This is a genomic window from Pseudomonas sp. PSPC2-3, assembly GCF_049898265.1.
In the GTDB taxonomy this organism is placed as follows: domain Bacteria; phylum Pseudomonadota; class Gammaproteobacteria; order Pseudomonadales; family Pseudomonadaceae; genus Aquipseudomonas; species Aquipseudomonas veronii.
In genome coordinates this window covers 181,300-200,960 of sequence record NZ_JAFCXJ010000001.1, presented here as the reverse complement: position 1 = coordinate 200,960, position 19,661 = coordinate 181,300, and the positions used below count along the sequence as shown (strand labels likewise).

The following is a 19,661-nucleotide window of genomic DNA, read 5'->3' as shown; positions in this document are numbered from 1 at the left end:
GGGCAAATCAACCTGGATCGCGAAAGCCTGGGTGGAAGTCTTTGGGCACGGCAACGCTCACCTTGCTGTTGGTGGCGATATCGATCCCTTCGCTGGCCACTTCCGCCAAAAAGTCGATCTGCTCCGGCGTAATCACATACGGCGGCAGGAAGTACACCACGCTGCCCAACGGCCGCAGCAGCGCGCCGCGCGTCAGGGCGTGCTCGAACACCTTCAGGCCACGGCGCTCCTGCCAGGGGTAGGCGGTCTTGGTGGCTTTGTCCTGGACCATCTCGATGGCCAGCACCATGCCGGTCTGGCGCACTTCCGACACATGGGGGTGGTCCGCCAGGTGCGCGGTGGCCGTGGCCATGCGCTGGGCCAGGGCCTTGTTGTTTTCGATGACGTTGTCTTCTTCGAAAATATCCAGGGTCGCCAGGGCCGCCGCGCACGCCAGCGGGTTGCCGGTGTAGCTGTGGGAATGCAGGAAGGCACGCAGGGTCGGGTAGTCGTCGTAGAAGGCGCTGTAGACATCTTCGGTGGTGACCACCGCCGCCAGCGGCAGGTAGCCGCCGGTGAGGGCCTTGGACAGGCACAGGAAGTCCGGGCGGATGCCGGCCTGTTCACAGGCGAACATGCTGCCGGTGCGGCCGAAGCCCACGGCGATTTCGTCGTGGATCAGGTGTACGCCGTAGCGGTCGCAGGCTTCGCGCAGCAGCTTGAGGTATACCGGGTGGTACATACGCATGCCGCCGGCGCCCTGGATCAGCGGTTCGACGATTACGGCGGCGACTGTGTCGTGGTTGTCCGCCAGGGTCTGTTCCATGGCCAGGAACATGTTGCGCGAGTGTTCTTCCCAGCTCATGCCCTCGGGGCGCAGGTAGCAGTCCGGGCTTGGCACCTTGATGGTGTCGAGCAGCAGCGCTTTGTAGGTTTCGGTGAACAGCGGCACGTCGCCCACCGACATCGCGGCGATGGTTTCGCCGTGGTAGCTGTTGGTCAGGGTGACGAAGCGTTTTTTGTTCGGCAGGCCGCGGTTGAGCCAATAGTGAAAGCTCATCTTCAACGCGACTTCGATGCACGACGAACCGTTATCGGCGTAGAAGCACCGGGTCAGGCCTGCGGGCGTCATCGCCACCAGGCGCTCGGACAGTTCGATCACCGGCTGGTGGCTGAAACCGGCGAGGATCACGTGTTCCAGCTGGTCGACCTGGTCTTTGATGCGTTGGTTGATGCGCGGGTTGGCGTGGCCGAACACGTTGACCCACCAGGAGCTGACGGCATCGAGGTAGCGCTTGCCTTCGAAGTCTTCCAGCCACACGCCTTCACCGCGCTTGATCGGGATCAGCGGCAGTTGCTGGTGGTCTTTCATCTGGGTGCAGGGATGCCACAGCACCGCAAGGTCGCGTTGCATCCACTGGTTGTTCAAGCCCATCGTCTATCTCCTCGAAGCGGTCCTGCGCCCGGCGCAGGTGAAACAATCGCGCAAGCCTATGCAATGGAGGCCCGTGTCACAAGCCATTGTGGGGCAATTCGCAGTAAACACAGGACGGTCTGTCACGTTTCTTAGGAATAGTCTTAATCCCTCGTTAACGTATTGTGCCTAGGCTTATGATCATATTTCTCGATATTTCAAAGCAAAAAATTGCGCTTTAATTCGATAGGTAAATCGTTAGTCTTGAGCACAGTTCTTACGGGATTAAGTACATGCAGCTACGTAACTCACCAGCCCGCTACGGCTGGGTCAGCATGGTATTGCACTGGGGCGTGGCCCTGGTGGTGTTTGGTCTATTCGCCCTGGGCTTGTGGATGGTCGGTCTCGACTACTACAGCGCATGGCGCAAAGACGCGCCGGATCTGCACAAAAGCATAGGCATCACGCTGTTCGCCATCATGCTGGTGCGTATCGTCTGGCGCCTGATCAGCCCGCCGCCACCGGCGCTGGCCAGCTACAGCCGGCTGACGCGGATCGGTGCTGCATTTGGCCATGGGTTCCTTTATGTCGGCTTGTTTGCCGTGATGATCGCCGGTTACCTGATTTCCACCGCGGACGGTGTGGGTATCCCGGTGTTTGGCCTGTTTGAGATTCCTGCCTTGGTTTCCGGCTTGCCGGACCAGGCAGACACCGCAGGCGTGGTGCATCTGTACCTCGCCTGGGTGCTGGTGGTTTTCGCCGGCCTGCACGGCGTGGCCGCGTTGAAACACCACTTTATCGATCGTGATGCGACCCTCACGCGAATGCTGGGGCGCAAAGCCTGATGTTCAACCTCGACTCACAAGGAATAGAAAGCATGTTGAAAAAGACACTCGCTGCTCTGGCAATCGGTTCTGCTCTGCTGTCCGCAGGCCAGGTGATGGCCGCTGACTATGTTGTCGACAAAGAAGGCCAGCACGCCTTCGTCGACTTCAAGATCAGCCACTTGGGCTACAGCTTCATCACCGGTACGTTCAAGGACCTGGACGGCAAGTTCAGCTTCGATGCCGCCAAGCCTGAAGACAGCAAGATTGAGTTCAACGTCCGCACCGCCAGCGTGTTCACCAACCACGCTGAACGTGACAAGCACATCTCCAGCAAAGACTTCCTGGACGTTGGCAAGTTTGCCGATGCCAAGTTCGTCTCCACCAGTGTTAAAACCACCGGTAAGAATGCTGCGGGCCAAGTCACTGCCGACGTGACCGGCGACCTGACCCTGCACGGCGTGACCAAGCCGATCGTCGTCAAGGCCACCTTCCTGGGTGAAGGCAAGGATCCATGGGGCGGCTACCGTGCCGGTTTTGAAGGCACCACCAGCTTCAATCGCCAAGACTTCGGCAAGCAGATGGACCTGGGCCCAGCGTCCAACAATGTTGAGCTGTACGTGACGTTTGAAGGTGTGAAAGCGAAGTAACGCTTCACTTGTTGGAGCGAGCTTGCTCGCGAAAAACGTAGAGACACCGCGTTTTTTCAGGCTGCCAGCGTTATCGTTGACGACCTTCGCGAGCAAGCTCGCTCCTACAGGCAAAAAAACCCGTATCTCGCGATACGGGTTTTTTTTTATGCTTCGCGGTTGCGGGTCAGCAGCGCTGGTTTTTCACCACGAGGACGGCCTGGCAACTGATCCAGTTGCTCCGGTGTCGGGAAGCGGTCGGCTTTCGACTCCTTGTGGATGATCTTCGGCGCAGGGCCGCCGCGTGGGTTCTGCACCGCTGGCTCGGACAAGCGTGGCTGGTCGTCACGGGCCGGGCGGCGGTTGTTGCTGCGCGAGTCTTCGCGACGCGCCTGGCCATCACGCGGTGCGCCGTTACGCGGGCCGCTGCGCTTGGCCGGTGGCGTACCGGTGGTGCCGCCGCTGCTGTTGCGCGGGCCGTTCTGACGCGCGCCCTGTGGCTGGCCGCCACGCGGTGCGCCAGTGCCAGCGCCCGGAGCCGGAGCGCCTGGACGACGGCCACGGCCCTGGGCCGGTTTGGCCTGGGGCACGTAGTCGACGCGGTTACCGAAGTTATCCACATCGTCGTCGAGGAACTCGTCCGGCGCGCGGTCGGCGCTGGCGCGTGGCGGCTGGCTTGGCTGGCTCGGCTGACGCTGTTCGCGGGCCGGGGTGCCTTCGCGGGGCTTCTGCTCGCGGGCCGGGCGTTCGCCGCGGCCGTTGGTCGACGCTTTTTCCTTGCCGCCCTTGTCCTTGCCCTTGTCGCGACGACCGCCACCACCACCGCCGCCGTTCGGGCCATCGCCCTTCGGACCGCGTGGGTTGCGTGGGTTACGCACGTCCGGACGTTCGCGCACCTCAGGCTTCTCGGCCTCAACGGTGCTGGCATCGAAGCCCATCAGGTCGCCGTCGGCGATTTTCTGCTTGGTCATGCGCTCGATGCTTTTCAGCAGTTTTTCTTCGTCCGGCGCAACCAGGGAGATGGCTTCGCCCGAACGACCGGCACGGCCGGTACGGCCGATACGGTGTACGTAGTCTTCGTCGACGTTAGGCAGCTCGAAGTTGACCACGTGCGGCAGTTGGTCGATATCCAGGCCGCGTGCGGCGATATCGGTGGCCACCAGGATGCGTACTTCACCGGCCTTGAAGTCGGCCAGCGCTTTGGTGCGCGCGTTCTGGCTCTTGTTGCCGTGGATGGCGACGGCGGTGAGGCCGTGCTTGTCCAGGTACTCGGCCAGGCGGTTGGCGCCGTGCTTGGTGCGGGTGAACACCAGCACCTGTTCCCACGCGCCGTGGGTGATCAGGTGCGCCAGCAACGAACGCTTGTGGCTGGCGGCCAGGCGGAACACGCGTTGTTCGATACGCTCGACCGTGGTGTTCGGCGGCGTGACCTCGATGCGCTCCGGGTTGTGCAGCAACTTGCCGGCCAGGGCGGTGATGTCGTTGGAGAACGTTGCCGAGAACAGCAGGTTCTGACGTTTGGCCGGCAGGCGGGCGAGGACCTTTTTCACGTCATGGACAAAGCCCATGTCGAGCATGCGGTCGGCTTCGTCGAGCACGAGGATTTCCACGTGGGACAAATCGACGCTGCCTTGGCCGCACAGGTCGAGCAGGCGACCCGGGCAGGCGACGAGGACGTCAACGCCACGGGACATGGCCTGAACCTGTGGGTTCATGCCGACGCCGCCGAAGATGCAGGCGCTGACGAACTTCAGGTCGCGGGCATACAGCTTGAAGCTGTCGTGCACTTGGGCGGCGAGTTCGCGGGTAGGGGTCAGGACCAGTACGCGCGGTTGGCGCGGGCCATGACGCTGGGACTTGTCCGGGTGACCATTGGGGAACAACCGCTCCAGAATCGGGAGGGCGAAGCCGCCGGTTTTACCAGTACCTGTCTGAGCCGCAACCATCAGGTCGCGACCTTGCAACACGGCGGGAATAGCCCGCTGTTGCACCGGAGTAGGCTCGGTATAGCCCGCTGCCTCGATGGCGCGGACTAAAGCCTCGGAGAGACCGAGGGAAGCAAAGGACATGAGTAATCCTGTTTTAGTTAGGGCTTGGCCCAAAGGGATAATCTTGCCGGGCGTGAATGGCGCTTAGGGGAGCGCAACCCCGTCCGGTCCTGCTGCGTCTGGCGGACACTCCAATGGCTCGCGCGGGCCGCAAAGCTGCGCAGTAGCTGGGTTGGGTGTCTTTTTCAAGACCTCAGCGGCCGGGCGTAAGCCTGGCGGGAAGGCCCGAGTATAACAGAGCAATCACCGCGCGCTGCTTTCCTGCTGCTCAACGGTGTGTTCGTGCAGTGTAATCGGCGCCGCTGCGCTTTGAATACCACCATATTTGGCACTCAAGGCGGCGTAGGCCGGCTCTTGTTTGAAGCGCTTGAGTTCGGCGGCAAAGCGCTGCACCAGCAGGTCCATGCCCGCGCCACGGCGCACGGCGAGGAACTGCTGCTGGCGGCGGATCACGGCGGGCGCCTGGCTGACCTGGCCTTCCAGGCCCAAGGCCGCGATCACATGCTGGCCGACCCTGCGGTCAGTCACCAGCAGATCGATGCGGCCAAGCAGCAATTTGCCGAAGTTCGCTTCATGACTCGGCGCCGGCTCGCGTTGGAACATGTTGGACTCACTGAATTCGGCGCCGTACAGGTAACCCGGCGAGGTGCCCACGGTCAGCCCGCGCAACTCGTCGAGGGTCTGGACCGGGTGGGGCCGCTCATTGGCGTAGAACAGCACGAACTCCACTTCCGACAGCGGTTCGCTGGGGTACAGCAGCAGGGCATCGCGCTCATGGCTGTGGAAAATGTCCAGCGCGCCGTCGGCGTGGCCTTGTTCGAGCATCGCCAGGCAGCGTTTCCACGGCAGGAATTGCCACTGCACATCGACGCCCAGGCGCTGGAACACGATCACCGTGGTTTCATAGTCCAGCCCGCGCATCGTGCCGTTGTCGTCATACACGTAAGGCGCCCACGGTTCGGTGACGATGCGCAATTTCTCGCCGTGAGCGGCCAGGCTCAGGCAAGTAAAAAGAGTCGCAGTCAACAGCTTCAGAAGGGCGGACATGGCCTGAGGTTACGATGCTCCTGAATGAAAGAGAAGCTCTGGCACGCGCATCTGCAAGGATCGTTATTTGGCGGGCGAGGTTATCAAGTGTTCGTAGATCGCGCTGCGCCGCTCGCCCAGAATCAGCCTGACCACCGGGTTGGCGAACCAGTGCTCCAGTTGGTGGGCGTCGAGCGGACGTTGCTGGCGCTCTTCCTGATTCTGCCGCGCCTTGTCCCACCACACCGGGCCACACGCCTGGTCGAACTCGTTCTCGTGCTCGTAGCAACCGTAGAGAACTTCGCGGATGAACTGCTGCTGGTGCTTGGGCAAGAGCAGGGTGATCAGTTTGTACATCAGGCGCTGCAAGCGCGGCGGGCGCGGCAGGTGCGAGGAAACCTGACGCGTGTCGGCCAGGGCCTGCGCGCTGGTGGGGGCGGCCGCATGCTTGGCGATCCACGCCTTGACCTTGGCGCGGAACAGCTGCTTGCGGCTCCAGTAATGGTGGATCAGGTCCGGGCACTCGCGCACATTCACGGTGCGGTAGGCGGCGATCGACAGGCAGAACTCTTCCAGGGTGTAGGCGCCCTGGGCGTGGGGGAACAGTTCGTCCATCAACTCGATGGAGCGATCGAGGATGTGCGCGTCCTGTTGCGTCAGGCCGATGACGCCGGAGTTGAGGGTCATCATGTCATCGTCGGCCACGCCCATGTCCAGCAGGTGCTGGTGCAAGGCGCTATAGAGGATGCTTTCGTGATTGTCGCCGTACTTGGTGTAGAAGGCGTTGCACAGCAGAGTGCCGGGTTGCACGCGCTCGAACAGGGCTGTGGGCGAATGGTGGAAGAAGGTGTCGGTGTCGATCAGCAGGGCTGTCGACGACTCTTCCAGCACCTGGCGCAGCACCACGTGTTTGGTGCGGAAGTGATAGCCATGGGGCTCGCTCCAGCGTTTGCGGGTGGCGTCGTCCAGCGGGCGCACGCGTACCGGCAGCAGGCGATAGGGTTCGGGGTTGTCGCTGAATACCTGGATGTCCACGACGGCGTCCGGGGTGTCCTGCAGAAAAGCCAAGGCGCTGGCGATACTGAAGACGGCTTCCTGATGGTAGGTCTGGGCACCGAAAACCAGATACACCAGTTGCGGGCGGGAAGTCGTGGGGACTGTATTCATGGACTGCTGGGTTCCGTGGGCATGTAAAACGACAAAGGCCCTCGTAGAAACGAGGGCCTTGGCACAGCCGGGCAAACTTCAGCGTGGCAGCTTGAGGTTGTTCCAGATGGCAAGGCTAGGTTCAGCCTGGTTCAGGGTATAGAAATGCAGCCCTGGCGCACCACCTTGCAACAATTGTTCACACATCTCACTGATTACCTGTTCGCCGAATGCCTGGATGCTTTTGACGTCGTCGCCATAGGCTTCCAGTTGCTTACGCACCCAGCGTGGGATCTCAGCACCGCAGGCGTCGGAGAAGCGCGCCAGCTTGCTGTAGTTGGTGATCGGCATGATGCCTGGCACGATCGGGATGTTCACACCCATGGCCCGTACACGCTCGACGAAGTAGAAGTAGCTGTCGGCGTTGAAGAAGTACTGGGTGATCGCACTGTCGGCGCCGGCGTTGGCCTTGCGCACGAAATTCTGCAGATCGTCTTCGAAGTTGCGCGCCTGTGGGTGCATCTCCGGGTAAGCGGCCACTTCGATGTGGAAGTGATCGCCGCTTTCTTCGCGGATGAAGCTCACCAGGTCGTTGGCGTAGCGCAGCTCACCGCTGGCCATGCCCATGCCGGATGGCAGGTCACCGCGCAGGGCGACGATGCGCTTGATGCCGGCGCCTTTGTATTGGGTCAGCAGGGCGCGCAGGTCGGCCTTGCTGTCGCCCACGCACGACAAGTGCGGCGCGGCGGGAATTTTGACTTCGCTTTCCAGCTGCAACACGGTGTTGATCGTGCGGTCACGGGTCGAGCCGCCAGCGCCGTAGGTGCAGGAGAAGAAGTCGGGGTGGTAGCTGGCCAACTGCTTGGCAGTCGCCATCAGTTTTTCATGCCCAGCATCGGTCTTGGTCGGAAAGAACTCGAAGCTGTAGCGACGGTCTTGGGACATGGTAATACCCTTGGAAACTCAGAAGCCGACTGTGCAACCCACCTGCACTGTAGGAGCGAGCTTGCTCGCGAAGAACGTCAACGATAACGCGTCAAACAGGCTGTACGCGGTGCCCTTGGGTTTTTCGCGAGCAAGCTCGCTCCTACAGGTTAGAGCAGGTGGAGCTGGTTACTTAGTAGCGGTAAGCGTGCGGCTTGAACGGACCTTCGACGGTCACGCCGATGTAGTCGGCCTGGGTCTTGGTCAGTTGAGTCACCACGCCGCCGAAGCCGCGGACCATTTCCAGGGCCACTTCTTCGTCGAGTTTCTTCGGCAGCACTTCCACGGTCAGACGCTCGGCTTTCTGGGCCGGCGACAGGTCGGCGTACTTCTGGCCGAACAGGAAGATCTGCGCCAGTACCTGGTTGGCGAACGAGCCGTCCATGATGCGGCTTGGGTGGCCAGTGGCGTTACCCAGGTTTACCAGGCGGCCTTCGGCCAGCAGGATCAGGTAGTCGTCGTTCTGCGGGTCGAAATCGCCCGAGCCGGTACGGTGAACCTTGTGTACCTGTGGCTTCACTTCTTCCCATGCCCAGTTCTTGCGCATGAAAGCGGTGTCGATTTCATTGTCGAAGTGACCGATGTTGCACACCACGGCGCGCTTCTTCAGGGCCTTGAGCATGTTGGCATCGCAGACATTCACGTTACCGGTGGTGGTGACGATCAGGTCGATCTTGCCCAGCAGGGCCTTGTCGATGCTCGCTTCGCTGCCATCGTTGATGCCATCGATGAACGGCGAAACCACTTCGAAACCGTCCATGCAGGCTTGCATGGCGCAGATCGGGTCGACTTCGGAGACCTTGACGATCATGCCTTCCTGGCGCAGGGACTGGGACGAACCCTTGCCCACGTCACCGTAGCCGATCACCAGGGCTTGCTTGCCCGACAGCAGGTGGTCGGTGCCGCGCTTGATCGCATCGTTCAGGCTGTGACGGCAGCCGTACTTGTTGTCATTCTTGCTCTTGGTCACCGAGTCGTTGACGTTGATGGCCGGGATTTTCAGCTCGCCCTTGGCCAGCATGTCCAGCAGGCGGTGTACGCCGGTGGTGGTTTCTTCGGTCACGCCGTGGACGCGGTCGAGGATCTGCGGGTACTTCTTGTGCAGCAGCTCGGTCAGGTCGCCGCCGTCGTCGAGGACCATGTTGGCATCCCAAGGCGCGCCATCTTTCAGGATGGTTTGCTCCAGGCACCATTCGTACTCTGCTTCGGTCTCGCCTTTCCAGGCGAATACCGGGATACCGGCAGCAGCGATGGCGGCGGCGGCCTGGTCTTGTGTCGAGAAGATGTTGCAGGACGACCAACGCACTTCGGCACCCAGGGCAACCAGGGTTTCGATCAGCACGGCAGTCTGGATGGTCATGTGGATGCAGCCGAGAATCTTCGCGCCCTTGAGCGGTTGCTCAGCGGCGTACTTGCGACGCAGGCCCATCAGGGCAGGCATTTCGGATTCGGCGATAAAGGTTTCGCGACGGCCCCAGGCAGCGAGGGACATGTCGGCGACTTTGTAGTCGTTGAAATCTGCAGGCGTAATTACAGCGCTCATGAAGAGCCTCCATTCGTAGTGTGCGAATGGGCGCCGTTGTGCGTTTAGTATCAGGCCAGGACAACCAGGCCGGACAACGCCCCATCCGAGCCTGACAGGTCTAACCTGCTGCAGCGCCCCTCGGACAGGTGGCGGGAGAACGGTATCAACTGAAGATGACCGTTTTGAAGCGGGTGCGATTATAGCTGTGTACGCGGCACTTCCCAAGCCTTTCTGTCGGCGATATGAAGATCCCGTATGGGGGCGATAGGCAATGGCGCATAGAGCTTGCGCCCAGGCTCTGCCATGATATTGCCCATCATTCGGCAAGACGCTTTGGAGTGACCATGAACTTCCACACCCGCAAATGGGTAAAACCTGAAGACCTCAACCCCAACGGCACCCTGTTCGGTGGCAGCCTGCTGCGTTGGATCGACGAAGAAGCGGCCATCTACGCGATTGTCCAATTGGGCAACCAGCGCGTGGTGACCAAGTACATCTCCGAAATCAACTTCGTCAGCGCCTCGCGCCAGGGCGACATCATCGAGCTGGGCATCACCGCCACCGATTTCGGCCGCACCTCCATCACCCTGACCTGTGAAGTGCGCAACAAGATCACCCGCAAAAGCATCCTCACCGTGGAAAAAATGGTCTTCGTCAACCTCGGCGAAGACGGTTTGCCCGCGCCTCACGGCCGGACCGAGATCAAATACGTGAAAGACCAGTTCAAGGAAGACAGCCCTCCTGCGTAACCGCACAGCGGTTTGATTGCTTTACCAAATCATTCCGCGTGGATCTTTCCCAGGCTTTCTCACGACTCAGGACTACGTTCTGTATCGAGAGCCTATGTATGAAAGTGTCGTCCAATCTGGCTGCGCAGATGCAGCCGCTTTCGCTCCAGTCATCGCAAGCCCCCCTCAGCCAAGACGTGAAAACCACGTTGGTTGAGGCCGCGGGACCGCGCAAACTGAGTCTTTCCCGCAATATTGACGGCCAGGTGGAGGTGGTGTTGTCGCCGCCACCGCCCAGCCATCTGGTGCTTAGCGGCGGAGGTGCCAAAGGCATTGCCTATCCGGGAATGGTGCAGGCGCTGGAGGACAGTGGGAAGCTGCAAGGTATCCAGGTTATTTCCGGCTCATCCGCCGGCGCGATTTCTGCCTCGTTGCTCGCCAGCGGCATGAACGCCGAGGTCTTCGGCAAGCTATCGAACCGCATCGACCTGCCGAGCCTGTTGAACAGCGACGACCCGTTGACGGCCTGGCTGCAAGAGGCCAGTGCTCGCCTGGGCAAACTCACCCGGCGCTTGCCAGGCCCGGCGGGCAATATCTCTCAATTGTTGCTGACCATGATGCCGCGCCTGCAAACCGAGGCGCGTCCCTTGGAACAATTGCTGCGCAATGAGTCGCGCCAATCGGTCCTTGCCCATATCGCCGCTACGCCAAGGGCCACCCGGCCTGGTGAAGTCATGAAAATCGCCGACCGGCTCAGCGCCGGCGAGGCTCCGACGTTTCGCGATCTTGAAGTGTTGAACCGACATATCCCGGCGATCAAACCGCTCAATATCACCGGCACTGGGATGTTCGACGGCCGCCCGCAATTGGTGACGTTCAACGCCAGCCTGACCCCGGACATGGACATCGCCCGCGCCGCACACATTTCGGCGTCGTTGCCGGTGCTTTTCAAGCGCCCTGCCGAGCAGGGGCATGTCTTCCAGGAAACCACCGAAGCCACTGCCTTCCAGGACGGTGGCCTGCTGCTCAACACGCCGGCCCCCGGGGTGATCGAGCCCTCGTTTGCAGAAAGCCCTTTGAGCCAGCACGAGTCTCTGATCGTCAAGTTTGAAGCCGAAGACGCAGCGATGCCGAAAAAAAGCGGCGGTTTTTTCAGCAGCCTCGTCGACAAGCTGACCGGAACGCCCCATGCGTCCGCCGAAGCCTATCAAAATGAGCGGCTCAAGGCGTTTGCCGAGCAGACCGTGGTCCTGCCGCTGAAGACGGATAAGGGGGACTTTCGCGGCACGCTCAACGGCACCGTGAATTTCACCATGAGCGCGCAAGACAAGCAGCATCTGCAGGCACAGGCGCGCAAAACCGTGGCGGCGCACTTGGAACAACGCGACACGGTGCGCGAGCATCACACGTTCGCCTCGTTGGATGACGCGGTGCTGGCAATGGACGATGCGATGCTGGCCAGTGCGCAAGCAACCTTGCAGAAAGACCCGGCCGCCGCCGCGGTGTTGATGTTCAGACAGAACGCACAACAAGCGCTGCAAACCCTGGACAGTGCCATTGCCAAGGTGAACCAGGCCCACGACACCCTGATTTTCACACCTGAGCTGTCTGCCGCGCTGCGTAACCTGGATGCGCTCGCCAGTCGGCCTGAGCACGTCGAGTGGCTGGGGCGTCGATTGAATGCCGCGGGGCAGCGCAATTTTCAGCAGTTGTTGCAGGTGGCGGCCAAGCAGGCTTCGGGCGCCTCGCCGATGTCCAGCGTCATGGCCAGTGCGGTCGCCGAAATGAAACGGCGCGACATCGCGGTAAAGGCCGAAAACTTCACCCGCGAGGTCATCTACCCATCGCTGTACCGGCCAGGCCAGACCGACGCCAATGTCGACCTGCTGCAACGCGCTGCGGCGGATTTGGCCAAGGCGACCACCCCCGCGGCGTTCAACCGGGTGCTCGACGAGATCATTCGGCACTACGGCGCACGCAACAAGCCCTGGTCAAAACCGTTCAGCTCGACCACGGTGGAGATGGCCAAGGCCTGGCGCATACCGGTTTAGTTGCCAGGCCACTGAACAGCCATCGCTCCAGCCTGTCGTAGCTACAGGTACCCCTTGGACTCTGGAGCATCATGGCCACGCACGACGACGGCAAGACCCCCAACCTGTCGAAGGAAGAGCAGCACGACGTCGACAAGAACCAGCCACCCCGCGCGGCGGTGCTGCATGAAATCATCCGCACCCAGGGCGACCAGGAACTGGAGCGCACGGTGGCGGCATTGTGGTGGTCGGCGCTGGCGGCCGGCCTGACCATGGGCCTGTCATTGATGGGCATGGGCCTGCTCAACTCGCGCCTGCCGGACGGTGAAGGGTTCAAAGTCATTGCCAGTTTCGGTTACTGCGCGGGCTTTTTGGCGGTGATTCTCGCGCGTCAGCAGTTGTTCACCGAAAACACCCTGACCGCAGTGCTGCCGGTGATGAGCAAACCGACCCTGGCCAATGCCGGGCGCTTGCTGCGGCTGTGGACGGTGGTGCTGGTGGGCAACCTGTGCGGCACCTTGCTGGTGGCTTATGTGATGCTGCACCTGCCGATCTTCGATACCAGGACCGACCAGGCCTTCCTTGAGATCGGACGCAAAGTCATGGAAAACGCCCCCGGCCAGATGTTCGCCAAGGGCATCGTTTCCGGTTGGATGATCGCCACCATGGTGTGGATGATTCCGTCGATGGAAAGCGCCAAGCTCTGGATCATCATCCTGATCACCTACTTGATGGCGCTGGGGGATTTCACCCACATCGTGGTCGGCTCGGCGGAAGTGTCTTACCTGGTATTTGCCGGTGAACTGCCGTGGAAGGATTTCTGGCTGATATTCGCCGGGCCGACCCTGGCCGGCAATATCATTGGAGGCAGTTGTATCTTTGCGCTGATCAGTCATGCGCAGATCCGCAGCGAAAGCAGCTTGCCGGGTAAGGTTGCAGCGGACCCGAGGCACCCGCAGCGGATCAATAAGGATCAGTGAGCGGCAGAATCAACGCGCTGCCGACACGGAACCCATGGCGGTTGGGGGTGTGCGTTTTGATGAGCTACGCTTGGGTGCTTTGGGCCATGCGGTTGGACGCAGAGCCTGTGGCTGGATGCGGGTCGGCATGTTCGTGATAAAGCGTTGATCGCCTTGATAAAACCAAAAAAGGAATGAGTGATGACTGTCGCTTTCTGGTGTGTATTGATCGCAATCTTTCTGCCGTACCTGTGTACCGGTGTGGCCAAATTCAGTGGCGGCAAGTTCGGGCCACGGCAGAACCATGACCCGCGTGCCTTCCTCGATACCCTGGAAGGCTTCGCCAAACGCGCCCATAACGCGCAACTCAACAGCTTTGAAGTGACCCCGGCGTTTGCTGCCGCAGTGATCATCGCGCACCTGGCCGGCACCGCCGAACTGGTCACGATCAATGTCCTCGCGGTGCTGTTTATCACCAGCCGCCTGCTGTACATCATCTGCTACCTGGCGGACTGGGCCATCCTGCGCTCGCTGGTGTGGGCGGTGGGCATGGCGCTGATTGCGAGTTTCTTCTTCGTCTCGATCTAACGCTTGCCGCAGTGTGGGGGCTGGCTTGCCCCACACTGTCGGTCAGCGTCTGTCAGGTGCCGGCCGGGGCATCCGGTACCTGGGGTAATGCGGCGCCCTTCGGCCACAACATCCAGATCTGCCCCTGCTGCTTCATATTCCCTGCCAGTTCGCCTGCGGCCGCCCCTGTGCCCCAGAACAAGTCTGCGCGCACTTCGCCGGTGATTGCGCCGCCGGTATCCTGCGCGGCGACGGGGCGCACGATCGGCGCACCGTCCGGGCGTGTGGTCGACAGCCACAGCAGGCTGCCCAGCGGAATCACCTTGCGATCCACCGCCACGCTGTAGCCGGCGGTCAGCGGCACGTTCAGCGAGCCGCGAGGGCCTTCGTTGCTGTCGGGGCGGGCGCTGAAGAACACGTAGCTGGGGTTGCTCGCCAGCAGTTCCGGAATGCGTTGCGGATGCGCCTTGGCCCAGGCGCCGATGGCCCCCATGGTCACGTCTTCTTTCTTCAGCTCGCCTTGCTCCACCAGCCAACGGCCGATGGGGCGGTAGGGGTAGCCGTTCTGGTCGCCATAGCCGATGCGCAATTGGCGCCCGCCTGCCAGTTGAATCCGCCCCGAACCCTGGATCTGCAGGAACTGCAGGTCCATCGGGTCGGTCAGCCAGGCGATCGGCTTGGCGGTGGAGCCTTGGCCGTTGATCGTGCTGGCGTCGTCATACGGCTTGAGTACACGACCTTCCAGGCGGCCGCGCAGGCGCTTGCCCTTGAGTTCCGGGTAGATGCTTTCGAGGTTGACGATGATCAGGTCGTCCGGCACGCCGTACACCGGCACATGGGCGGTGGGGGTTTCGGTCAGGCTGCCGGGGTAGACGGGTTCGTAGTAGCCGGTGATCAGGCCGTTCGGTGTGTTGTCGGCCGAGCGCAGGCCGAATACGTCCAGGCGTTCCTTGAGAAAACCGCGAACCGCCGCGGCATCGCCTGGCACCGCCGTTGCCGCCGCGCAGGTCGCGCCCCACACCGGGTCAGCCTTGAGGCGTTGGCAGGCGCTGCGCCAGGACTCAAACCCGGCCAGCAGTTCGCTGTCGGACACCGCCGGCAGGGCTTCCCACGGTGCGTTCACATAGGTGGCCACCGCATGGGGTTTGATTGTTTCATCTTTGTGCGTGTCCTTGCCCGCATCGCAGCCGGCCAGCACCGCGATCATCGGTAGAGCCCACGCCAGACGGCGGCTCCAGGGTTTCAAAGCGATATTCATACAAGCAATTCCTGAAGCGATTGCCCGTGCGTCGACGCGTTTGGGCAACCCTTATCGTTAATAGGGCTATTGGTCTTTGCGAGTGGGGCGAGGATACTGGCCGCCGTTTCCCGTGACCTCGAAGCCACCATGACTTTTAAAAAACTGACTGTTGTACTGCTGGCCTGCCTGGCGCTGTCCGCCTGTGGCGGCGTTGATCCGAATTCGCCCCTGGGCCAGCGCAAAGCGATCTTCAAGCAAATGCTCAAGACCGGCGAAGACCTGGGTGGCATGTTGCGTGGGCGCATCCCGTTCGACGGCGCGAAGTTCGCCGAAGGCGCGGTCAAGCTCGATGCGTTGTCCCATGAGCCATGGAAGCATTTTCCGAGCGTGCGTGAGGAAGACCACACCAGCGCCAAGGACGACGTCTGGCAAAAACAGGCGCAATTCCAGCAAATGGCCCGCGACCTCGAAGCGGCCACCGGTGAATTGGTGATTGCAAGCCAGGTGCAGCCTTACAAGGCCAGTAACCTTTCGCCTGCAGTGCAGAAAGTCGAAGATGCCTGCAGCGCCTGTCATAAGCAGTTCCGGGACCACTGACCGGTTTACTGGTCGAGTTCTTCCACCGCATCCTGCAGTGCTTTGCGCGACTCGGCCAGTTTGTCCTTGCGTTTGTTGATCTTGTCCGCGTCGCCTTTTTTCATCGCCTTGTCGAGGTCGGCCTGACGGCGGCTGACGTCATGCTTGGCGTCGAGCACCTTGTTTTCGCGTTCCTTTTTCAACGCCGCGTCGTTGCAGTTGGCCGTGACTTCACTCAGGGCTTTCTCCAGGCCGGCTTGTTGTGCGCTGTCGCCATGGGCCTTGGCCTGTTCGATCTGGGTGCTGATGGCCTGGCGCTTGGCGGCGCAGCCGGTCAGCGGGGTTGCTTCTTCGGCTGCCAGCAGCGGCGTCGCCATGAAGCATGCGACGGTCAGCAGGGCAAAAGGGGCTAAAAATTTCATATGGAGCTCCAAAGTCGCAATCTGATGGCCGGGTCGGGTTCAAAACCCGTCTATTCCGGCCACGCGTAGTGTCTCAGCCAAAGCCTGTATCTGCGGGTCGCGAAAAAAAGCGCTGAGTTGCGCCGCGCGGCCCGGGCCGATGCCATCCAGGGCCAGCCAGGCTTGGGTGTCCTTGGCAACCAGCGCCTGCCAGCCGCCTTCCAGGTTATTGCGTGCCGCAGGCGGTACACCCAGGGCTTTGAGCCATTGAGCGAAAGGCCGTTGCCGCGCGCTTTGGATACTGTCGAGCACCCGCGCACGGCTGCGATCGCCGAAGCCCTCAATGTTAGCAAGCTCTGCCGCATCGAGGGTCAACCAATCGAGGAAGCCTGCGATTAGACCGGCCTGGATCAATACGTTCCACGTCTCCCTGCCCATATGCGGCAGGCCCAGGCCCTGGTTGCCGCTCAACCAGGTCAGGCGCGACAGCAACTGTTCTTCGCAGCCAGGGTCCAGTTGCCAGCAACTCAGGGCGTGAAAGTCCCGGGCGTTGGGGACTTGGATGTCCACTCGGGTCTCGTTGCGCAGGACCACCTCGTCCAGTCGCGGGATGACCTGGCCGGCGAGGCTGATGGCGACCTGGTCGCCGGGGCGGATATCCAGGGTTTTCCAGCGTTGCAGGGAGCCGGTGCTGACGCGGCTGATCTGCCGGTCGTCCAGGCGCACCGGTTCGAGTTCCAGGATAGGGGTGATGCGCCCGGTGCGGCCGATGTTGAACTGCACCTTGCGTACCAGTGCGAGAGCCTTGGCGGCGGGGTATTTCCAGGCGACTGCCCAGTAAGGCGCACTGACCTGCCAGCGCTTGGCGGGTGCGCGCGTGGCCTGGTGCAGCACGACGCCATCACTGGCAAATGGCAGTGGATGGTTGTACCAGTAGGTGCGCCAGCGGGCGGCGCCGGCGATGTCCTGGATGGGCCGGCTGTAGCGTTGGCTGTCGATGAAGCCCCTGCCTGCCAGGGTGGCCAGGCGCTCGGTGAAGTCCGCCGGGCCATCGGGCCAGGCCCAGACAAACAGACCGATCCCGGCGGCCTCGGCGTCGCTCAACTGTCGACGGTTCATCAAACCGGCCACCCTGCTGCGCGCATTGAGCCCGCCCAGGCTTGATTGCACATGGTCGTCGAGACGCCAATAGAGCTCACCTTGCAGCACCAGGTCGATGGGCTCCGGCAATTGCTGGACGATGCCGGGGATTTTTTTCGCGCAGGCCGACCAGTCCTGGCCGAGCAGGCCGTCGCCCCGGCTGATCACTTGGTGCAGGCGCCCCTGGCGGTACACCAGGCTCACGGCGACACCGTCGACCTTGGGCTGGACCCACACATCTTGGCGAACCTGGAGCCATTCGCCGACGGCGTGTTCGTCGAGCAATTTGTCCAGGCCCGTATGGGCCACCGGGTGCGGCGAGGTGCCCCGTGAGCTGGCCAGAGGCTTGTCGGCCACCGCCGCCGGTTGCGGGAAACACCGCTGCCAGTGAGCCAGGCGCTGGCGGGCCTGGTCGTAGAGTTCGTCGCTGATGGGCGAATGGCCGAGCCGGTGGTAACTGTCGTCCCAGAGGCTGATTTGCCGAGCCAGCGGGCCGATTTGTGCCCGTGCGTCATCGGGGCACTCTTCAGCCCTGGCCAACCCGGTTAGAACACTGAGTAAAAGAACGATCAGCAAGCGCATCGGGAGCATCCTTGCTCGGTAAGGGGCGTTCAGCCTAAGGGATCTTCGCGCCCACAAAAAAGCCCCGACAGAGCGGGGCTTTTTACCGGGTGTTTCTGCTTACTTGAACAGACCACCCAGGGCTTTCACGGCATCGTTGTTTTCTGCCTTGGCCTGCTGCTTTTGCTGCTTGGCATCGACGTTGGCCTGGGACTCGGCGAGTTTGTTACAGCCTTTGTTGACCTGCTCCAGCGCGGCTTCGAAGGCCTTCACTTTCAACGCGTCGTTCTTGGCATTGGCCGCGTCGATCTTGGTTTGCAGGTCTTTGGCATGCTGCTGGCAGTCGCGGGAGTTGCCGCCACCGAGCTGGGAGCTCAGTGCGCCACTCAGTGCGCTCAGGTCGGCGGCGTTCACCGGCAGGGCAAACAGGCTGAGCAGCAGGGCGGCAGGGGCGAGCTTGGAAATATGCATGAAAACCTCAATGTCCGATTGCCTGCGCGCTGATGAGTCCCGGGCCGGCGCAGTGCAATATCCAGAATAAGGTGGAGGGCCCGAGAGGGCGCGGATTCTAGTGGGCCATTATTTAGCCTGCAAGGTTTGGATCCAAAAAATGTGAACACCGACGCGAATCGCCCGACAATAAAAAGCCCTGCCGGGCGAACCCGGCAGGGCTTTGGGTAGCGCAAGCGATTACAGGCCGGCAGCGATACGCAGGTCGTTGGCGCGGTCGGTTTTTTCCCAGGTGAAGGTGGTGAAGGTGTCGTCGCCGACCGTCTTCTGCGCCGGGGTACGGCCGAAGTGGCCGTAGGCCGCGGTTTCCTGGTACATCGGGTGCAGCAGGTCGAGCATGGTGGTGATCGCGTAAGGGCGCAGGTCGAAGATCTCGCGCACCAGTTTGACGATCTTGTCATCGCTGATCTTGCCGGTGCCGAAGGTGTTCAGCGAGATCGACGTAGGCTGGGCCACGCCGATGGCGTAGGACACCTGAATCTCGCAACGCTCGGCCAGGCCAGCGGCGACGATGTTCTTGGCCACGTAGCGACCAGCGTAGGCCGCCGAACGGTCAACCTTGGATGGGTCTTTGCCGGAGAACGCGCCACCGCCGTGACGGGCCATGCCGCCATAGCTGTCGACGATGATCTTGCGCCCGGTCAGGCCGCAGTCGCCCACCGGGCCACCGATGATGAACTTGCCGGTCGGGTTGATGTGGAACTGGGTGTCCTTGTTCAGCAGTTCAGCCGGCAGCACGTGCTTGACGATCAGCTCCATCACGCCTTCGCGCAAGTCGGCGTAGGAAACGTCCGGGTTGTGCTGGGTCGACAGCACGACAGCATCGATACCGACCACTTTGCCGCCTTCATAACGGCACGTCACTTGGGATTTGGCGTCCGGACGCAGCCACGGCAGCAGGCCGGATTTACGGGCTTCGGCTTGGCGCTGCACCAGTTGGTGCGAGAAGGTGATCGGCGCTGGCATCAGCACGTCGGTTTCGTTGCTGGCGTAGCCGAACATCAGGCCCTGGTCGCCGGCGCCCTGGTCTTCTGGCTTGGCGCGGTCGACACCCTGGTTGATGTCCGGGGACTGCTTGCCGATGATGTTCATCACGCCGCAGGTCGCGCCGTCGAAGCCGACGTTGGAGCTGTTATAGCCGATGTTGGTGATCACCTCGCGGACGATATGCTCCAGGTCGACCCAGGCCGTGGTGGTGACTTCGCCGGCGATGATCGCCACGCCCGTTTTCACCAGAGTCTCGCACGCCACACGGGCGAACTTGTCTTCAGCAATGATGGCGTCCAGCACCGCATCAGAAATCTGGTCGGCGATTTTGTCCGGATGCCCTTCAGACACGGACTCGGAGGTGAAAAGGGAGTATTCGCTCATCTC

At 61.7% G+C, this 19,661-nt stretch carries 18 protein-coding genes and 1 riboswitch; of the genes, 7 read left to right on the top strand and 11 right to left on the bottom strand.

Annotated elements, in window-relative coordinates; genetic code table 11:
* Nucleotides 1–7: 7 nt before the first annotated feature.
* Nucleotides 8–1,414: an adenosylmethionine--8-amino-7-oxononanoate transaminase gene (locus ACP7E3_RS00885; protein ID WP_046381777.1), complete on the bottom strand. Its 1,407-nt coding sequence runs from the start codon at nucleotides 1,412–1,414 to the stop codon at nucleotides 8–10.
* A 272-nt stretch (nucleotides 1,415–1,686) separates the two neighbouring features.
* Here ACP7E3_RS00885 and ACP7E3_RS00880 point away from each other — a divergent pair, with 272 nt between their 5' ends.
* Both ACP7E3_RS00880 and ACP7E3_RS00875 read left to right on the top strand, forming a co-directional pair.
* The gene (locus ACP7E3_RS00880; protein ID WP_017844973.1) at nucleotides 1,687–2,238 is read left to right on the top strand and encodes a cytochrome b; all 552 of its coding nucleotides are present in this window, start codon (nucleotides 1,687–1,689) and stop codon (nucleotides 2,236–2,238) included.
* A 32-nt stretch (nucleotides 2,239–2,270) separates the two neighbouring features.
* Nucleotides 2,271–2,867: a YceI family protein gene (locus ACP7E3_RS00875; protein ID WP_017844972.1), complete on the top strand. Its 597-nt coding sequence runs from the start codon at nucleotides 2,271–2,273 to the stop codon at nucleotides 2,865–2,867.
* Nucleotides 2,868–3,013: 146 nt separating this feature from the next.
* On the opposite strand, the gene ACP7E3_RS00870 is transcribed toward ACP7E3_RS00875, so the two are convergent.
* The 5 genes from ACP7E3_RS00870 to ahcY form a co-directional block, all read right to left on the bottom strand.
* Nucleotides 3,014–4,915, bottom strand: a complete 1,902-nt coding sequence (locus ACP7E3_RS00870) for a DEAD/DEAH box helicase (RefSeq protein ID WP_108524887.1) — start codon at nucleotides 4,913–4,915, stop codon at nucleotides 3,014–3,016.
* Nucleotides 4,916–5,137: 222 nt separating this feature from the next.
* Complete coding sequence (locus tag ACP7E3_RS00865; RefSeq protein WP_057003943.1) at nucleotides 5,138–5,941, bottom strand: substrate-binding periplasmic protein; 804 nt, start codon at nucleotides 5,939–5,941, stop codon at nucleotides 5,138–5,140.
* Nucleotides 5,942–6,004: 63 nt separating this feature from the next.
* On the bottom strand, nucleotides 6,005–7,087 hold the full coding sequence (locus ACP7E3_RS00860) for a hypothetical protein (RefSeq protein ID WP_046381779.1): 1,083 nt from the start codon (nucleotides 7,085–7,087) through the stop codon (nucleotides 6,005–6,007).
* Between the two features lie 78 nt (nucleotides 7,088–7,165).
* Nucleotides 7,166–8,011 (bottom strand): methylenetetrahydrofolate reductase [NAD(P)H], encoded by an 846-nt coding sequence (gene metF, locus ACP7E3_RS00855; RefSeq protein ID WP_017844969.1) that lies wholly within the window; start codon nucleotides 8,009–8,011, stop codon nucleotides 7,166–7,168.
* A 172-nt stretch (nucleotides 8,012–8,183) separates the two neighbouring features.
* Complete coding sequence (ahcY, locus tag ACP7E3_RS00850) at nucleotides 8,184–9,593, bottom strand: adenosylhomocysteinase (protein WP_017844968.1); 1,410 nt, start codon at nucleotides 9,591–9,593, stop codon at nucleotides 8,184–8,186.
* Nucleotides 9,594–9,614: 21 nt separating this feature from the next.
* Nucleotides 9,615–9,721, bottom strand: a riboswitch (S-adenosyl-L-homocysteine riboswitch).
* Between the two features lie 198 nt (nucleotides 9,722–9,919).
* Here ahcY and ACP7E3_RS00845 point away from each other — a divergent pair.
* The 4 genes from ACP7E3_RS00845 to ACP7E3_RS00830 all read left to right on the top strand — a co-directional run bounded on the left by ACP7E3_RS00845 (nucleotide 9,920) and on the right by ACP7E3_RS00830 (nucleotide 13,880).
* Nucleotides 9,920–10,324: an acyl-CoA thioesterase gene (locus ACP7E3_RS00845; protein ID WP_017844967.1), complete on the top strand. Its 405-nt coding sequence runs from the start codon at nucleotides 9,920–9,922 to the stop codon at nucleotides 10,322–10,324.
* A gap of 98 nt (nucleotides 10,325–10,422) precedes the next feature.
* Nucleotides 10,423–12,354 carry a patatin-like phospholipase family protein gene (locus tag ACP7E3_RS00840; RefSeq protein ID WP_426122114.1) on the top strand — a complete coding sequence of 644 codons (1,932 nt, stop codon included), beginning with the start codon at nucleotides 10,423–10,425 and terminating at the stop codon, nucleotides 12,352–12,354.
* A 71-nt stretch (nucleotides 12,355–12,425) separates the two neighbouring features.
* A complete protein-coding gene (locus tag ACP7E3_RS00835) occupies nucleotides 12,426–13,313 on the top strand; it encodes a formate/nitrite transporter family protein (RefSeq protein ID WP_057003940.1) in 888 nt (295 codons plus the stop codon).
* Nucleotides 13,314–13,493: 180 nt separating this feature from the next.
* Nucleotides 13,494–13,880, top strand: coding sequence for an MAPEG family protein (locus ACP7E3_RS00830; protein WP_046381781.1), 387 nt, complete (start codon nucleotides 13,494–13,496; stop codon nucleotides 13,878–13,880).
* A gap of 52 nt (nucleotides 13,881–13,932) precedes the next feature.
* Here the strand turns inward: ACP7E3_RS00830 and mltA are convergent, their stop codons facing one another.
* Nucleotides 13,933–15,117, bottom strand: a complete 1,185-nt coding sequence (gene mltA / locus ACP7E3_RS00825) for a murein transglycosylase A (RefSeq protein ID WP_046381782.1) — start codon at nucleotides 15,115–15,117, stop codon at nucleotides 13,933–13,935.
* Nucleotides 15,118–15,246: 129 nt separating this feature from the next.
* Here mltA and ACP7E3_RS00820 point away from each other — a divergent pair, with 129 nt between their 5' ends.
* Nucleotides 15,247–15,696 (top strand): c-type cytochrome, encoded by a 450-nt coding sequence (locus ACP7E3_RS00820; protein WP_017844962.1) that lies wholly within the window; start codon nucleotides 15,247–15,249, stop codon nucleotides 15,694–15,696.
* 5 nt (nucleotides 15,697–15,701) lie between these two features.
* Here the strand turns inward: ACP7E3_RS00820 and ACP7E3_RS00815 are convergent, their stop codons facing one another.
* From ACP7E3_RS00815 to metK, 4 genes are all read right to left on the bottom strand, one after another.
* Nucleotides 15,702–16,097: a DUF1090 domain-containing protein gene (locus tag ACP7E3_RS00815; RefSeq protein WP_046381783.1), complete on the bottom strand. Its 396-nt coding sequence runs from the start codon at nucleotides 16,095–16,097 to the stop codon at nucleotides 15,702–15,704.
* A 39-nt stretch (nucleotides 16,098–16,136) separates the two neighbouring features.
* Entirely contained in the window at nucleotides 16,137–17,798 is a 1,662-nt protein-coding gene (gene ligB, locus ACP7E3_RS00810; protein ID WP_426122113.1) for an NAD-dependent DNA ligase LigB, read from the bottom strand.
* 99 nt (nucleotides 17,799–17,897) lie between these two features.
* Nucleotides 17,898–18,248 (bottom strand): hypothetical protein, encoded by a 351-nt coding sequence (locus ACP7E3_RS00805; RefSeq protein WP_426122112.1) that lies wholly within the window; start codon nucleotides 18,246–18,248, stop codon nucleotides 17,898–17,900.
* A gap of 219 nt (nucleotides 18,249–18,467) precedes the next feature.
* A complete protein-coding gene (gene metK, locus ACP7E3_RS00800; RefSeq protein WP_017844958.1) occupies nucleotides 18,468–19,658 on the bottom strand; it encodes a methionine adenosyltransferase in 1,191 nt (396 codons plus the stop codon).
* Nucleotides 19,659–19,661: the final 3 nt, after the last annotated feature.